The organism is Nostoc sp. LEGE 12447, from assembly GCF_015206985.1.
GTDB lineage: Bacteria > Cyanobacteriota > Cyanobacteriia > Cyanobacteriales > Nostocaceae > Nostoc.
The window spans coordinates 87,128-102,848 of sequence record NZ_JADEXT010000018.1; the positions used below are offsets into that span (position 1 = coordinate 87,128).

16 protein-coding genes and 1 tRNA gene are annotated in these 15,721 nt (G+C 41.5%); 6 read left to right on the forward strand and 11 right to left on the reverse strand.

Going from position 1 to position 15,721, the window contains the following annotated elements:
* Nucleotides 1–399: 399 nt before the first annotated feature.
* The 5 genes from IQ274_RS19175 to nuoH all read right to left on the reverse strand — a co-directional run bounded on the left by IQ274_RS19175 (nt 400) and on the right by nuoH (nt 4,242).
* Complete coding sequence (locus IQ274_RS19175; RefSeq protein WP_012411870.1) at nt 400–1,320, reverse strand: NAD(+) kinase; 921 nt, start codon at nt 1,318–1,320, stop codon at nt 400–402.
* Between the two features lie 6 nt (nt 1,321–1,326).
* Nucleotides 1,327–1,632: an NADH-quinone oxidoreductase subunit NuoK gene (nuoK, locus tag IQ274_RS19180; RefSeq protein ID WP_006199065.1), complete on the reverse strand. Its 306-nt coding sequence runs from the start codon at nt 1,630–1,632 to the stop codon at nt 1,327–1,329.
* A 59-nt stretch (nt 1,633–1,691) separates the two neighbouring features.
* On the reverse strand, nt 1,692–2,306 hold the full coding sequence (locus IQ274_RS19185; protein ID WP_163928315.1) for an NADH-quinone oxidoreductase subunit J: 615 nt from the start codon (nt 2,304–2,306) through the stop codon (nt 1,692–1,694).
* A 125-nt stretch (nt 2,307–2,431) separates the two neighbouring features.
* Nucleotides 2,432–3,016 (reverse strand): NAD(P)H-quinone oxidoreductase subunit I, encoded by a 585-nt coding sequence (gene ndhI, locus IQ274_RS19190; RefSeq protein WP_094349399.1) that lies wholly within the window; start codon nt 3,014–3,016, stop codon nt 2,432–2,434.
* Between the two features lie 107 nt (nt 3,017–3,123).
* Entirely contained in the window at nt 3,124–4,242 is a 1,119-nt protein-coding gene (nuoH, locus tag IQ274_RS19195) for an NADH-quinone oxidoreductase subunit NuoH (RefSeq protein ID WP_114083481.1), read from the reverse strand.
* Between the two features lie 126 nt (nt 4,243–4,368).
* On the opposite strand from nuoH, the gene IQ274_RS19200 reads away from it, so the two are divergent.
* Nucleotides 4,369–4,533: a hypothetical protein gene (locus tag IQ274_RS19200; protein WP_194143125.1), complete on the forward strand. Its 165-nt coding sequence runs from the start codon at nt 4,369–4,371 to the stop codon at nt 4,531–4,533.
* 89 nt (nt 4,534–4,622) lie between these two features.
* On the opposite strand, the gene IQ274_RS19205 is transcribed toward IQ274_RS19200, so the two are convergent.
* The 6 genes from IQ274_RS19205 to IQ274_RS19230 all read right to left on the reverse strand — a co-directional run bounded on the left by IQ274_RS19205 (nt 4,623) and on the right by IQ274_RS19230 (nt 10,940).
* Nucleotides 4,623–5,759, reverse strand: coding sequence for a citrate synthase (locus IQ274_RS19205; RefSeq protein WP_194143126.1), 1,137 nt, complete (start codon nt 5,757–5,759; stop codon nt 4,623–4,625).
* Nucleotides 5,760–5,867: 108 nt separating this feature from the next.
* Nucleotides 5,868–6,362: a phosphohistidine phosphatase SixA gene (gene sixA / locus IQ274_RS19210; protein WP_194143127.1), complete on the reverse strand. Its 495-nt coding sequence runs from the start codon at nt 6,360–6,362 to the stop codon at nt 5,868–5,870.
* A gap of 112 nt (nt 6,363–6,474) precedes the next feature.
* On the reverse strand, nt 6,475–7,719 hold the full coding sequence (locus IQ274_RS19215; protein ID WP_194143128.1) for an HNH endonuclease: 1,245 nt from the start codon (nt 7,717–7,719) through the stop codon (nt 6,475–6,477).
* Between the two features lie 124 nt (nt 7,720–7,843).
* Nucleotides 7,844–8,314 carry a DUF29 domain-containing protein gene (locus IQ274_RS19220; protein WP_194143129.1) on the reverse strand — a complete coding sequence of 157 codons (471 nt, stop codon included), beginning with the start codon at nt 8,312–8,314 and terminating at the stop codon, nt 7,844–7,846.
* A 176-nt stretch (nt 8,315–8,490) separates the two neighbouring features.
* Nucleotides 8,491–9,777 carry a DHH family phosphoesterase gene (locus IQ274_RS19225; protein WP_163928302.1) on the reverse strand — a complete coding sequence of 429 codons (1,287 nt, stop codon included), beginning with the start codon at nt 9,775–9,777 and terminating at the stop codon, nt 8,491–8,493.
* Nucleotides 9,778–10,442: 665 nt separating this feature from the next.
* A complete protein-coding gene (locus IQ274_RS19230; protein WP_114083489.1) occupies nt 10,443–10,940 on the reverse strand; it encodes an HNH endonuclease in 498 nt (165 codons plus the stop codon).
* A gap of 393 nt (nt 10,941–11,333) precedes the next feature.
* Here IQ274_RS19230 and alr point away from each other — a divergent pair, with 393 nt between their 5' ends.
* The 5 genes from alr to IQ274_RS19255 all read left to right on the forward strand — a co-directional run bounded on the left by alr (nt 11,334) and on the right by IQ274_RS19255 (nt 15,679).
* The gene (gene alr / locus IQ274_RS19235) at nt 11,334–12,521 is read left to right on the forward strand and encodes an alanine racemase (protein WP_163928300.1); all 1,188 of its coding nucleotides are present in this window, start codon (nt 11,334–11,336) and stop codon (nt 12,519–12,521) included.
* A 151-nt stretch (nt 12,522–12,672) separates the two neighbouring features.
* Nucleotides 12,673–12,754 (forward strand) — tRNA-Leu (locus IQ274_RS19240).
* A gap of 909 nt (nt 12,755–13,663) precedes the next feature.
* Nucleotides 13,664–14,731, forward strand: a complete 1,068-nt coding sequence (locus IQ274_RS19245; RefSeq protein ID WP_194143130.1) for a response regulator — start codon at nt 13,664–13,666, stop codon at nt 14,729–14,731.
* Between the two features lie 68 nt (nt 14,732–14,799).
* A complete protein-coding gene (locus tag IQ274_RS19250) occupies nt 14,800–15,177 on the forward strand; it encodes a response regulator transcription factor (RefSeq protein ID WP_012411883.1) in 378 nt (125 codons plus the stop codon).
* Between the two features lie 4 nt (nt 15,178–15,181).
* Entirely contained in the window at nt 15,182–15,679 is a 498-nt protein-coding gene (locus IQ274_RS19255) for a chemotaxis protein CheW (protein ID WP_163928296.1), read from the forward strand.
* Nucleotides 15,680–15,721 lie beyond the last annotated feature (42 nt).

The following is a 15,721-nucleotide window of genomic DNA, read 5'->3' on the forward strand; positions in this document are numbered from 1 at the left end:
TTGCGAAAATATCCTACTATGATTTAGGCACTATACAAATAGCTCACATTATGCATTAATGTGTCGAAGCGTGATTGAGACAGTTTTCGATAAAATAACCTCTAGAGAGCTTTCTTGCTCTTTTGGATTAGAGGTATAGTGCTTTTATTATGGACATTAATTACTAAAAAATCTGGCAATAAGATACAAAATTTTCCTTTGATATAGGCTATAAATACAAGTCAAATAAAAGGACAAGGAGATAGACTTTTGCCATAAGTCTCAGCAGAATGGGGAAAGCCCCTAGATGAATCTAGGGGCTTGGATGGTTTTGGTTGCGTAGGCGTAGCCCGTCGTAGACATCGCCTACAGCCGGCAGCGCGATCGCAATCTGTGATAAATGCACTCTAAAATACTTAATTAATTACGGTGATTATTGTTGTAGTGAACCCTTGTACCAGCCCAAAGCAACTTCTCCCGTAGTGTCTGATAGTAGGAATTGTTCTCGCGCAAAATAATAAATTTAGCCCGACACTCTGCCATCCGCACATCAACGCGGTGTCCAGGCCAAATAGAAGTCCCTAACACCCCATCTGTCCACAGTTTGGTACTCAAATCGTAATCCCCTAAAGGCCAAATACTCACTACAGAGCCAGGGGGTAAAACGAGGGGACGACTGGAAAGGCTCATTGCACAAATGGGAGTGATGGTAAGTGCCTCCATACCATCGTGCATAATTGGGCCATTAGCAGAAACGGTATAACCTGTGGAACCTGTGGGAGTCGAAATTATCAACCCATCCCCGACGTATTGATCGACTACCTCACCATCGATTTCCATTTCCAGAATTGAGGTAATCATCCGGTCAGCAGAGGCGGGTTTGACACAAAATTCATTCAAAGCCAGGTAACGTTCACTCACTGGTTCTAAATTAGACCCGTGTCCCTCATACACCGCAGCTTGTAACATCATCCGCCGTTGGATAGCATAGCGATCCTCAAACAGTCGATCCCAAACTTTCTCTGTATCCTGAAACTCTTCTACTGACTCAGTTAAAAACCCCAGATGACCTCCCACATTCACTCCCAGAATCGGGATACCAGCTGGGGCTAAATGTCTGGCACCAGTTAAAACAGTACCATCGCCACCGAGTACCAAAGCGAGATCGATTGGTTGAGCCGCCGAAGCCAAAAAGACTGGATAAGGGTTGTCTTTTGGCCCACTCGGCCCCATCAACACTTGGCACTCGCGGCTTTCTAGTTGTTTAGCACAGATTTCTGCCCATTGTTTACTCCGGGCATCCCGCGCTTTATAAGCAATGATTACCTGCTTGAGTTGCACGCACAATTACCACTTCAGGAGATTGAACTGCTCCATATCGACGGTATCGCGGTTGCGATAAATGGCAAGCACGATCGCTAAACCCACCGCCGCCTCGGCCGCGGCCACGGTAATCACAAATACTGTGAAAACCTGACCCTTAATTAATGTTGAGTCGAGGAAGTTGGAAAATGCCATTAAATTCAGATTAACAGCATTGAGCAGTAATTCAATTGACATCAGCACCCGCACAGCGTTGCGGCTGGTAATTAAACCGTAGATGCCGATGCAGAATAAAGCTGCTGCTAGTAATAAAAAGTACTGGAGTTGCATGAATCTGAGTATCCCTCCTGAAAAAGCTGGCTGTTTATCTGCGAATGAAGTCGCAAATATTACTCTTTTGTTTCGCTGGTTGTTGATACCAATTCTCTGGGGCGTTCTTGTAAAGTCAAAACAGTTTGCCCCACATTGGATCGTGTCAGTTGATCTGGCAAATACTCACGACGGGCTAAAATAATTGCTCCTACCATTGCTATCAGCAGCAAAATGGAAGCCAGTTCAAAAGGTAGTAAAAAGTCAGTGAAGAAATGCTCTCCAATCACAACTATTGAGCTTTCACCACCCACTACAGGAGTAGTTGAGTAAGCCCAAGGAGTAGCCAGCACCATTGTACTTAAAAGACCAAACAATCCTACACTGACTAGACCAGTAAGTAATTTACGCACCCAAGAGTTGGGAAATGCAACAAAATCCTGACGCTTGTTCACCAACATAATGGCAAACAAAATCAGCACGTTAACCGCCCCAACATAAATTAGTATTTGTGCAGCGGCAACAAAATCACCATTTAGCAAGAGGTAGATTCCCGCCATACTGATGAACACACCCCCCAGCATAAAGGCAGAATAGACAATGCTAGAGAACAGCACTACACCAATGGCTGCCCCAATCATCATCACGCCCAGTATGCCAAGTGATACTAACTGTACTCCTTCTGCTAGATTCACTGTTTTTTGTCCTTAGTCATTGGTCATTGGTCATTGGTCATTAGTCATTGATCATTGGTCATTAGTCATTAGTCATTGGTTAAATAACAAAGGACAAATGACAATGGACAAATGACAAATTACATTTATTTTTCTGTTTGTTCTACTAGGTCTTCTGGACGCGCACCTGCACGTGGTGCATCTGCGGGCAGTCCGTGGGGTTCGAGGACACCCTTGGGTAGGTAAACTAGTTCGCGCAGTGGTGTAACCATTGGGTCATCTGTTACTTTATAGGGCAGACGACCTAGGGCTACGTTGTCATAATTCAATTCATGGCGATCGTAAGTGGCCAGCTCATACTCTTCTGTCATGGATAGACAGTTAGTGGGGCAAAATTCCACACAGTTACCGCAAAAGATACAAACTCCAAAGTCGATACTGTAGTGGTTGAGTTTTTTCTTTTTGCTGGCTTTGTCGTATTCCCAATCGACTACAGGTAGGTTAATTGGACAAACGCGAACGCAAACTTCGCAGGCGATGCACTTATCAAATTCAAAGTGAATCCTACCGCGAAACCGTTCGCCAGGAATCAGTTTCTCGTAAGGATACTGTACGGTAATTGGTCGCCGCCGCATGTGGTCGAATGTGACAGAAAGCCCCTGACCAATGTAACGTGCAGCCTGTACCGTTTCTTTGGCGTAATCACCAACTTGTTTCAGGAACTTGAGCATTTTTGGTTCACTCTCTCTTTTTAAGCTATCAGCGTTATTTATCCCTTGTCTTTTGCCCTTGGTCATTAGTCATTTGTAGAAATGACTAATAACTAATGACTAAATGACTAACCACCAAAAGCGAAGGGAAAGGCTAGTTTCAGAGCGGCGGTTAATAGAAGATTAACCAAACCAACTGGTAACAAAAACTTCCATCCTAAATCTAACAGTTGGTCAATCCGTACCCGTGGCACTGTCCAGCGCAACAGGATGGCGACAAACACTAGTAAATAGGCTTTGAAGACGGTCATCGTGATTCCCAAAGAAGCAGTTACTATCTGGAACACGGGATTTAATTCACTGACTCCCAGCCAACCAGCGATGAGATTGAGGGGAATAGGAAAGTCCCAACCGCCCAGGTAGAGAATTGCTACTAATAAGGAAGAAAGGATCAAGTTAACGTAGGAACCCAGGTAGAACAGACCGAATTTCATGCCTGAGTATTCAGTCTGATAACCTGCGACGATTTCTTCTTCCGCTTCAGGTAAGTCAAAGGGTAATCGTTCGCATTCAGCTAGAGCGGCTATCCAAAAGATCAGAAAACCGATTGGTTGTCGCCAAATGTTCCAACCCAGAATGCCGTAGCCAGATTGTTGATTGACAATATCAACGGTACTGAGGCTGTTAGACATCATAGCGATCGCTAACACCGCCAGCGCCAAAGGAATTTCATAGCTAATAGATTGCGCTGCTGCCCGCAAGCCCCCTAAGAGGGAGTATTTGTTATTAGATGCGTAGCCAGCCATCAGCAAGCCAATGGGTTGAATGCTTGACAAGGCAATCCACAAGAATACGCCCATGCCCACATTGCTAATAACGATATTCTGCCCAAAGGGAACGATCAGGAACGACAGAAAAACCGGAATTACAACAATAATGGGGCCGAGAGTAAACAGCCAGGGGTCAGACTTGGCTGGTACTATATCTTCTTTAAATACCAGCTTCAAACCATCAGCTACAGGTACCAGCAACCCAAAAGGCCCCTGGTATTCTGGCCCAATTCGCTGCTGTGCGGAGGCGGAAATTTTCCGTTCTAGCCAAGTAGCAACTAATACCCCCACTGTTGCCCCAATCAGCATCAGTATCATTGGCAGGGGCATCCAAATCGCTTTGGCTGTTCCTGCTGGTATACCTAAATCCCGGAGGGATTCAATAAAAGTTCCTTGGAGGTCAATTCCTGAGTTCATGTTTCCGCTCTTTAAGACATCGAGTCATGGTGAGTTACAACTATTAGTTAAATTAATACCTGTAAATTCACCCATTTTTAATTTTTGCCCAGATGATGCTTGATTGAAGATTTGTCGCTAATTCCCATGCCTAGTATATCCTTGGATGGTTTTAGCCCTCTGAAGCGATATGAGAACTTCTACTTATGGTTGGCATTGGGATTGGCTATTCAAGGGACAAGGGGAGCAGAGGGAATGGGAGCAGGGGGCAGGGGAGACAAGGGGACAAGGGGACAAGAGGTGAGAACTTGAAACAAGTCTTTCCCCTTGTCCCCAATTCTCCTTGTCCTCTTGTCCTCTTGCCCATGCCCAATGCCCCATGCCCCATGCCCCATGCCCAATTACCGTTGCTCAATGGGAGTATAAGTAACTTCGTGCAAGCCGTTGTAAACCTGGGTAGGACGGAAAATCCGGTTTTCTGCTAGTTGTTCTTTCCAGTGGGCTAGCCAACCGGCAACGCGAGCGATCGCAAATATTGGTGTAAACAAGTCTGTAGGAATCCCCATCTTCCTATACACCAAACCTGAGTAAAAGTCAATATTGGGATAAATCCCTTTGCTACCGAGTTTTTCCTCTACCACTCGTTCCATTTCTTGAGCAATGTCATAGAATTTGTCATAGCCAAACTTCTCAAACAGTTGCTCTGCTAGACCTTGTAAAATTATGGCTCGTGGGTCTTTTACTTTATACACACGATGTCCAAAGCCCATAATCTTAGATTTAGTTTCTAGACAATGATCTATGTAGGGACGGACATTTTCTACAGAGCCAATTTTTTCCAACATCTGAATTACTTCTTCATTGGCTCCACCATGCAGGGGCCCACCTAATGTTCCCACAGCACTAGCAACCACAGCGTAAGGATCAGTTAAGGTAGAAGCTGTAACCCTGGCACTGAAGGTAGAAGCATTCATTGTATGCTCGACTTGAAGTATCAAGCAGATATCAAAAATCCGCGCCATTAAAGGATCGGGTTCTTTCTCATCGAGCATGTATAGAAAGTTGGACGAATAGTCTAAGTCATCACGGGGACGTACCGGGTCATTGCCTTTTCGCATCAGTTGGAACGCCGCCACCATCGTCGGAATGGTTGCTATCAGGCGCACCACGGAATCTCGAATGTAGGCAGGATTATGTAAATCCCGGAGTGAATAAAACAAACCTAAAGCAGCAGCAGAGGCTTGTAGGGCATCCATTGGGTGACCGCTTTCTGGAAAGCATTTCATCATGTCCCGAATGCGGTATTTTATCCGCCGGTGGTAACGAACTTCATGCTCAAATCCTTCCAGTTCTTCCTTGCTTGGCAGTTCACCCCAGATTAAGAGATAAGCAGTTTCTAGGAATGTACTTTTTTCTGCTAGTTCTTCAATCCGGATGCCACGATATTCTAGTATTCCTTTTTGCCCATCAACATAGCTGATACTTGATTGAGCGGCGGGAATGCCTTCTAAACCAGGCTTGTATTCGCACACCATCATGGCACCACCATTTGCTTTTTGAAATATCTGATCAAGCTAACTTACCAGAAATTTATTGTCGCCATAACAGTAGCCGTTCTAACAACAATCGAAAATGTTGGAAAACTGTTATAGCAGGTACTTGGGTGGTGTCAACCAAAACATCTGACTCCGACCCAGAGGAGAACCTGTTTCTGGTAGTTTTATCCCAATCATACCTGCTTTTTTCAAGACTAAGCTTTCTTTGACTTCTCCCCACAGGAGAATTTCTGCCCAATTGGTCAAATCAGGTTCGTGTCCAACCAGCGCCAGTTGGGTATTTTGGGAATAATTTCTCGGTTCTAACCAGTCTTTGAGCCAATTAGAAATTTGACCATCGTGGGCGAGGTGGCTAGATTCTTCTAACTGAGAGCTTAGTTTTTCTGCTATCAGGATTTCAGCCGTTTGGCGGGTCCGCACTAAGGGGCTGGTGAGAATCAAGTCAAAGCTTAAACCCAATTTAATAAGTTTCTGGGCAATTTTCTCAGTTTTTTGCCTTCCTTCTTTGGTAAGGCTGCGTTCCTCATCCTTGATGCCTAATCCCTTGTCTTCGGCGATGCCATGACGAATTAAGTATAGTTCCATACTTTAAATTTTGTTAGCGTAGCCCTTGCTTAGTTAGGATTTACGTCTGGTGTGACTTAACCTATCCTAATCTTAATTATTATTACGTATTCGTTGATCTGATTTTAAATTATTAAACAGTAGGACACCATTTACACTGATCAAACCTCTGTTTTAAATACTCCTGTTTTGGATGGCAAATTTGATCTTCTGGAACTCGCAACTTTATCCCATCAATTCTTCGATACTCAGTCGTTTGAAGAATTGGGGAAATATGCACCATCATTGTTTTTGGATTAATAGCAATGAGGTTTAAGTCAAATAAGGTATGTAAATCAGCACGTAACAATAAACCATTTGACGGATCATTATTTTCGGTTTCAATATAAGGAATAATGTGGGCAGCTTCAAGTGCAGCCTCAGCATCAAAATCTGTAATTGCACATTTGCAAGAATAGGCTTTCAGCAAAGATTGACGAAACTGTGATTGACCCTGCCTCCTAACTATTGATACAGCAATTTTTTGACGAGCCTCGGTATCACTTGTAAAAGTGAAGAAATTTTCCTTATCAAGCTCTTCTATCGCAGGCAATAATTCATTCGTCTCTGGCGATGGCTCTGGCTCAATCAGCAGTATTTTTGGCTCCGGTTCTATCGGTGCTTCTGGAGGCTTTGGCGTTTTGTCAATCTTCTCCAAAATTGATTCACAAGAAGTTATTCTATTAATTGCTTTAACATATTTTGGATCAACTTCCAAAGCTAATTTATAAGCATCTATTGCAGCTTGGTACTCCTTATTTTGCTTAAATGTCTCTCCCTTATCAAAAAAAATGTCAACAAGTCTAACTCCTCGTCTTTGCCTTTGTTTTATTAGGGAATGCTTCTCCCATTCTGAATTTAAAAATTCAGATGCTTTGCTATTGAATCTACGTCCGCTTGCTCCAAAATTAAAATTTATTCCCTGAAATTGAGGTAATCTTCTTAAATCCTTTTGTTCCAGAGGAAAATCAAAGTCAACAACTGAATCTATTTGGATATTAACGGCAAAACATCTCCCATCGTAGGATATATATGCTGCACTTAAATCTGAATATTTTTTTCTATCTAAAAGCTTTAATTGCTCATCTTTTGGTGCTGCAATAACATGACCAGCAGCAATAAAACCACTAGGTTCATTACCAATATTTCCGCTTCTCTGAAAGTAAGCTCTATCTCCAACCTGTATAAATCTAGAATTCCAGCAACTCCAGGATGTTTCGTAGTATTGTCCTGACGAAATCTCTGATTTTATCAAGCCAGGAAGTTCACTATTTTTAATGATTCCTTTCGCACTGTAATATTCTGCCTCACCGTTGCAAAGAAAAATTATAGTTTCCATCAAAAATAAAATTGACTAATCACGATTGCCATGATGCTAGCCATTTATCATACTAAATATAAGCCGTATATTTACTTAATTTAGACTATGATTAGCGGTTGTTAGAGGGTAAATAACTTTACGATTATTCCTCAGCATTAGGATAAAAGTCTAAGTCTAAAATCTCATCAACAGAAAACGGACAAGCGATCGCAAAGTTATCCTCTGATAAACTTGTTTCCACTATTGCCTCTCGCCGCGCTCTTTGATAGGTAGTATTTATCCACTCGGCATCATTTAAAAAACGCCGCAAGCTGGGACTTTCTTGCAGCAATTCATCTATATTCAGTCGCTCACGGGTAATGGTGACTTGCCAACTGTGGCTACGACGTTCTGGTTGATACTTCCACTTCAACAAATGCGATAAGACTAACCGCAACGCACTTTGCAACGCCCGTTGTTGACTCTTACCCAAGTCCACCACTTCCTCAATTAAGTGTTCTAAATCCAGCGTGTCCCAGTGGTTCAATCGCAAAAGCTCTGCTGTCTGCTCTACCCAAGCATAAAAATCTTGCTCATACAGAGTTTGTAAGATTTGGAGTTTTATAGACTTCATGGCGCTCCTTCTTCACGAATAAATAAGTAGGCGCAAGTTAACTTTGATTTAGTTCAGCCTTCGTCATAAAATCCAAATTCCCGACTTTTATCAAAAATCGGGAAGGGATGCTATCTGAACAAACACTTGTACTGCTGCATTAGTTAGGAGTTCTCTCCATCTTCCTTTATCTTTCTCTATTCTGATTGAATTGGGTTATCTCTAGGATTAACCAACCTCAGCAGTTTTTGCTTGATTTGAGCGTCAAATACTTCCCACTTCATTTTCGCATAAGCGGAATTTTCGTTGCTGCCAGATAAGAAGCCCATCGGAATTTCAAAGCCGCCTGCGCTTGTCCTTCCACCGCCAAAAAACCGCCCGGCGCTGTCTTGTCCAAAGGCTTCTTTGATGAATTCATCAGGGTCAAGGGTCAGTTTGCTAGTTCTCAGGGAACCGATGACTATTTCTAGTTCATCGTCTTCATCATGAACAATGCCGTAAACTACCGCAGTGTGAACGTTTTCTTCGGTAACGAGAAAATCAGCCGCTTGGGGGATAGCATCGCGGTCATCGTAGCGTAAGTAACCTACACCAGCAATGGAAAAGTTATTTTGAACGATGCGATTTTTTAGCGATCGCTCGATCACATCCATTACCCGCTTGGAACGGTTCGCCTGTAAAATGGCGTTTAGCAATTGGGCATCATAAAATCGGCTTAAATACGCAGCTGCCATAAAGTCTTCTTCTTGCGCTTGCATTAACCGATTTGTATCCGATCGCAAGCCGTGCATCAAGGCAGTTGCACATTTAACGTGTTGATTTATGCTGCTATCTAATGCTAGTAATCCCGTTTGGAGATACTGCGTAAAAATTGTTGCTGTCGCTCTTACATAAGGGCGGATATCCTCAAACTCTGATTGCAGATCGCCTTGGATACTATGATGGTCAACGAGTACCACTAGGGGAATTCCAGCTTGCTGCACTGCTGACAGTAGCTGTGAAGTAGTTCCCTGGTTATCAATTAATACAAAACCTTGATAAGATGACAAATCTTTAGTTTTCAAGGTTTGCGTTGTCCAGCGTTGGATAGGTAAGTTAGTCAGCCTTACCAAAGCTATATTTTCTTGATGGCTCAATGCACCAGCATAAATGATTTCGCATTTGATATCATATTGCTGGGCGATTAACTGATAAGCCCATGCACAAGAAAGGGCATCAGGGTCAGGAAAATCTTGCAAAATTACCAGTTGGCGATCGTGTCGATGTGCCAAAAGGGTTTTTTGCAGTTCTTCGGACTTTTGTTGTGCCAGAGAATTACCACGGTGACTAAGAAATATAGCTCCGTCACCTACCGATGGCGGTAATGATGGACTTTTAAATGCAATTTCCACTGGCGCTTTCTCGATTTCAGGTTCCTCTGGGTTTGGCTCTGCTGTGGTCAATGACAAACTCTCAAACTGAGTAACGGGAGAATTCAAGTACATAGGGAACTTTTTTAAAGTGTGAGGCTCCTTTAATTCAGAAATACTAAGATCAGCAATTCACTGAATTTAGCCACATTATTTTGATCTTCGCAAAAATATCAAGACATTGCACTATACATCTAAGTATATTTTTTGTCAGTAACAGCGCTTGATATCAATTAAATTCAACTAGAGGGTATATGAGTGCTGAAAACAAGCAAGTTTTGTATATCGGGCTGTATCTGGCAGCATAAATCTGTTTGAGGAGCTTTTTTCTCTTCCTTAAATTGAATCAGCAGGATTTTTATCTGAATTTTTTATCTGACTTAGGGTATACTTTCTATCTTATACTTTAGGGTTAGTCCTTAATCTTTCAAATATTCTTATGCTCAATAATCTCATTATTATGACTATTGAGCAATTAACAATTACTTTTAATTAACAACGCCTGTTTCTATCCCCTTTGGAAAGTCTCAGAATTCAGAGAGGATGCCTAAGAAAAGTTGAACCACATACACAAGTGTATAGGCTTGAGCATTGACCATTGCGCCGATCTACGAGACGCGATCGCCATTTTGCCAGCCATATAGCCGCCAAGTTTTCAACACTCCATTAGTAAAGCTGTTAGATTGAACCTAAAGCAATAAGGTGTTTCTTTTTTATCCTCTACTCCTCTGCGTTTTTGCTCAAAGCCCTATAACATACTTTTGCCACTCTGTATGCAGTCCACTCTTAAGATGTTTGCTGACCTCGAAATAGAGGCTGCTATAAGGTTGGCGGGGAGGATGGCGTAAAGGCATGTGAGCTTCATGGGGAGTCCGACTGCCTTTTTTCACATTGCAACGGACACAAGCTGTCACAATGTTCTCCCAGGCATCGCCCCCGCCGCGCGATCGCGGTATTACATGGTCTAGAGTCAACTCATCTCCTGTGTAACCACAGTATTGACAGGCATGACCATCACGGTGCAATATATTTCGGCGAGTTAGAGGAATTTCTTTATAAGGAACACGCACGTAATGACGTAACCGGATTACGGTCGGCAACGGAAAATCCGAGTACAAAAATTTACCGTTGTGTTCTACGCGTTCTGCTTTGCCCTTGATTAACAGAACCACAGCACGCCGCCAACTCGTTATATTGAGAGGTTCGTAAGATGCGTTTAAGACTAAAACCTTCCCCATTTATCTGCGCTCAGGGTATTAGCTTTACATAAATGTTAACACAAATACACCCTGCTAGGGAGATGAGAATAAATTATACTTTCGGCAGAATTCGGCAATTAATTTATGACTTAAGAGTTATGAGTGAAGAGTTAGGAGTTTGGAAGTAAAACTTCTAACATCAGACTAATAATTTTACGTAGATTAATGCGAATAACACAGCAAAAAACAGAGCTATAAGATTTACCTCTAACTCCCTACTCATAAATCTTAACTTTTAGTTTACTACTGCAACATCTTGTATCACTTCCAATATGAAGGTTAAACTTCCTATTTAATCTGATCTCGCTTTTAGGAGCGTGTATAGATAGATAACTTGAAAGTTTAGCCGTGGTGGGATAGGAGTCAGTACAAATGTTAAGTCGCAAACAAATCCCTGGTGTAGTTCCTAATCAGCAGTGCGACACCTACGCGTGGTTTTCGCAACGAGCTTGGGTAGAAATTGATTTGGGGGCGTTGTCGTATAACGTACAGCAATTGGTGCAGTTTTTATCGCCGCGTACCCAGTTGATGGCAGTAGTAAAAGCTGATGCTTATGGACATGGTGCGGTGACAGTTGCCCAAACTGTAATTCAATCGGGAGCTAGTTGGCTGGGAGTCGCTACAGTTCCAGAAGCTATTCAATTGCGAGAAGGCGGGATTGAAGCGCCCATTTTGATTTTAGGAGCAACTCATACACCAGAGCAGATTCATGCGATCGCACAATGGAAACTTCAGCCCACACTCTGTAGCCCTAAACAAGCTTTGGTATTTTCCAATATTCTGGAATCCATGAATCATGGTTCGCCAGTGCCCGTACACATCAAATTAGACACGGGTATGTCTAGGTTAGGAACTAATTGGCAGCAAGCAGGTGAATTTGTGCAATTAGTGCAGCGCCTACCACATCTATCGATTGCCAGTATTTATTCTCATTTGGCAACAGCAGACGATCCTGATACAACGGCAATGGAAGAACAGCATAGACGATTTGAGGAAGCGATCGCTCAAATCAAAGCAATGGGAATTGAACCACCTTGCTTGCACTTGGCAAACTCAGCCGCCGCACTTACAAATCCGGCATTGCATTACGACATTGTGCGAGTAGGTTTAGCTGTTTACGGACTCTACCCAGCACCGCATTTACAAAATGCGATCGACCTCAAGCCCGTTTTGCAACTTAAGGCACGAGTTACCCAAGTTAAAACAATTGCCGCAGGAACTGCTGTTAGCTACGGGCATAAATTTATTGCCCCGCGTGAACTTCGCCTCGCTGTTGTCGGAATTGGCTATGCTGACGGTGTTCCTCGCAGTCTTTCTAACAAAATGCAGGTGTTAATTCGCGGTCAGAGAGTGTCGCAAATCGGCACAATTACGATGGATCAGTTGATGTTGGATGTAAGTGCCATACCCAATATCCAAGAAGGAGAAGTAGTCACTTTGCTAGGGGAACAGGGAAAAGAACAAATTTCCGCAGACGATTGGGCAGAACAACTAAACACTATTTCATGGGAAATTCTCTGTGGGTTTAAGCATCGTCTGCCTCGTGTTGCGGTTATGTAATTGGGTATGGAGAAGAGGCAGAGGGGCAGGGAGCAGAGGGGGAAAGAGGTAATTTTTTATTCTCCCCATTGCCCCAGCAAGAACTGCTTCTTCCTCATTCCCTATTCCCTATTCACAAAAATAATTTCTTATGGTAGGATAGTAAACTGATGCGGATATGGCGGAATTGGCAGACGCGCTAGATTTAGGTTCTAGTTCCGAAAGGAGTGAAGGTTCAAGTCCTTTTATCCGCATTTTTAATAAATTGAATTACTTTACCTAGGCTGGTAGTTATACTGTGCAGTGACTAATTTTTTTGTCAGTGACAGATTATTGTCATTCAGACAAATAGGTTAATCACGCGATAAATTAAATATAAATCATCATTTTTAATTGGTATCTGCCTAGTTCTGCTTTTCAACTTAGTATTTTCTAATATTTCCTCAGCACAAATTACAAATCCTATTCCTGATTTTCCTGTGAAAAAAATTATTGATAGCGCAGGTAATATCATCGAAAGTTCTCACGATGACGTAGTTATAGAATGGAAAACTACTAATCCTGCTGCTAATACTTTTTCTGGAACTTTTCGATAAATTCTGCTGATAAGGCTTTTGCAGCATCCACCGAGGTATGAACACTGAAATAAGAGATACTATTATCTCTGTTCATGAAACTAAAACATATAAAAAATCAATTTATTATTATCAATAAACCAGTATTATTACTGTGGTCAAGTTGAAGTAACTCGATACAAAGTGGCTTCATCTAGCGTTTAGCTCCTTTAAAAATAGAGCTTACTTCAGTGTAAATACAGAAATTCAAATATATCACTATCTACAAAATCAGTATTATTCCTGTGGTCAGATGGGGGTTACTCAATGGAAAGTGGCTTCATCTAGTCTTGACATTTTTATGTCTTATTCTCGCAAGATGTTTATCAATCTCAGTAACAGTAAGTAAATTAATAACGATTTATGAATTTACTAAGATTTACTCATCTGAAAATAACGCTACTGTCGTTGAGTTGTACCACAAACCTAGATGTAAACTGATGTACTTTAAAATACAAAAGTTTGATGCTTTTTAGCTGATTTCAAATGTGGAATAACTCTATACGAATTTAGCCAACACGTATCGAATTTAGCTGAAGTAAAAGCAAAATGAGCACAACTCCTATAGGTAGCTACAGGTTGTTCCAGAAACTACATCCACTATCTCTGTTAGCACAATTAACCAGCCGCCGTGCTACAGGGTGCTTAAGCATATTTACTGGAATAGTTTCTTGGTCAATTTATCTAGAGGACGGTAAACTTACTTATGCCTCCTATTCAGATAAACTGTTTGAGCGGCTTGACAGTCACTTGCGACGCTTAAGCCAGCAGATTCCTGCTCTCAACAGCGCCACTCGCGTGCAAATGCGGCTGATGTTTGAGACGAAGGATGAACATCAATCAATACCTAATGCGGATTACCAAGCTATTTGTTGGTTAGTAAATCAGGATTATATTACTGCTGTGCAAGCAGCAAGCCTGATAGACGAATTGGCAAAAGAAGTACTGGAATCATTTCTGTGTTTAAAAGAAGGTAGCTATGAATTCAGCCCGGAAAGCTCTTTGGATGAACTACCAAAGTTCTGTCGCCTGGATTTGCGGTTACTTGTTGAACACTGTCAAAGACAGTTAAGAAATCGGCAAAATATCCAGTCATCAATTCCGTCTGGTGCAGGTTCCCAAGTTTTATCTAAAATACAACCATCTCAAATTCAGCCACCAATACAAATAAAACTTGGGCAAAATTTGCCAATATCAATCAACTTTGACATGCCTGAAAATAATAAAACTAATCAACTACCTGCTGCAAAAAAACTATATACAATTGCCTGCATTGATGATAGCCAAACAGTTTTAAATTCTATTAAACACTTTTTGGATGAAAATACATTTTCTGTTGTTATGATAAACGATCCGGTGAAAGCTTTAATGCAGATTTTGCGGAGTAAGCCCGATCTGATTTTACTAGATGTTGAGATGCCGAGCTTAGATGGTTATGAGCTATGTTCCTTATTACGAAAACATTCAGCTTTTAAATACACACCTATCATTATGGTGACTGGTAGAACAGGATTTATTGACAGGGCAAAAGCGAAAATGGTTAGGTCTTCAGGATATTTGACTAAGCCTTTTACACAATCAGAATTGCTAAAAATAGTTTTTAAACATCTTGGTTAATTTTACTAGTAACCAATAACTATAAGCAAATTTAATCGCCTTAAGTTATTTTTTAGGAGATTTATATAGTGAGTCTGACTTTACTTGGCACAATTCTGATTGTAGAAGATTCTCCCAGTGAATTGGAATTAATGAGTCATTATCTCAAAGAGAGTGGTTATAACGTAATTAAAGCAAGTGGTGCAAAAGAGGGTTTAGAAAAAGCTGTGTTAGAAAAACCAGATGCGATCGTTACTGATGTAGTAATGCCAGAGATGAGCGGATTTGAATTGTGTCGTTCTCTGAGAAGAAATCCGATTACTGCAAAAGTGCCGATTGTGATTTGTAGTTCTAAAAACCAAGAGATTGACCGTTTATGGGCAATGAGACAAGGTGCAGATGCCTACATAACTAAACCTTACACCCGCGAACATCTCCTACGTACTATTAAATCAGTGGTAATTTGAATCAATGACTAGTACAAACATTCCACTTCCTTTAAAACCAAATCAAAATAATTTAGCAGACAGTTATCTAAAGTTTCAGCTAAATCAACAAACTGCTGCTGTTTTATCAATGAAGCATACGCAAGAAGCAATTCTTGTACCTATTGAATCTGTAACCTCAATGCCTAATATGCCCACCTGCATATTAGGATTAATGAATTGGCGGAGTCGGATAATTTGGGTAGTTGATTTGCCAAGAATGCTAAATTTAGAATCTCTAGATTACCGACTGCGACAATACAGTACGATCGTTATCCAAGTGGAATCATTGGTGCTAGGTTTAGTTGTGCAAGAAATCAAAGGTACAACTAAGTTCATTGCTGATGAAATTCATTCTCCTATAGGACAAGTGGCATCCAGTTTGGTTCCTTATTTATGTGGCTGCGTTGTCCAACAAGAAGAAATCTTGCTGGTATTAGATGCACAGGCAATTGGGCAGTCTTCTATTCTCCGCAGTGATTAAAATGTACTACTAAAAAGGATTTTTAGTGTTCTTATTCACATA

Coding starts and splice junctions, on each gene's coding strand:
- IQ274_RS19205 (WP_194143126.1), bottom strand. CDS start 5,759: ATGATGGTGTGCGAATACAAGCCTGGTTTAGAAGGCATTCCCGCCGCT.
- ndhI (WP_094349399.1), bottom strand. CDS start 3,016: ATGCTCAAGTTCCTGAAACAAGTTGGTGATTACGCCAAAGAAACGGTA.
- IQ274_RS19225 (WP_163928302.1), bottom strand. CDS start 9,777: ATGTACTTGAATTCTCCCGTTACTCAGTTTGAGAGTTTGTCATTGACC.
- IQ274_RS19230 (WP_114083489.1), bottom strand. CDS start 10,940: ATGGGGAAGGTTTTAGTCTTAAACGCATCTTACGAACCTCTCAATATA.
- nuoH (WP_114083481.1), bottom strand. CDS start 4,242: ATGAACTCAGGAATTGACCTCCAAGGAACTTTTATTGAATCCCTCCGG.
- sixA (WP_194143127.1), bottom strand. CDS start 6,362: ATGGAACTATACTTAATTCGTCATGGCATCGCCGAAGACAAGGGATTA.
- IQ274_RS19200 (WP_194143125.1), top strand. CDS start 4,369: ATGCCTAGTATATCCTTGGATGGTTTTAGCCCTCTGAAGCGATATGAG.
- IQ274_RS19220 (WP_194143129.1), bottom strand. CDS start 8,314: ATGAAGTCTATAAAACTCCAAATCTTACAAACTCTGTATGAGCAAGAT.
- alr (WP_163928300.1), top strand. CDS start 11,334: ATGTTAAGTCGCAAACAAATCCCTGGTGTAGTTCCTAATCAGCAGTGC.
- IQ274_RS19245 (WP_194143130.1), top strand. CDS start 13,664: ATGAGCACAACTCCTATAGGTAGCTACAGGTTGTTCCAGAAACTACAT.
- nuoK (WP_006199065.1), bottom strand. CDS start 1,632: ATGCAACTCCAGTACTTTTTATTACTAGCAGCAGCTTTATTCTGCATC.
- IQ274_RS19255 (WP_163928296.1), top strand. CDS start 15,182: ATGACTAGTACAAACATTCCACTTCCTTTAAAACCAAATCAAAATAAT.
- IQ274_RS19215 (WP_194143128.1), bottom strand. CDS start 7,719: ATGGAAACTATAATTTTTCTTTGCAACGGTGAGGCAGAATATTACAGT.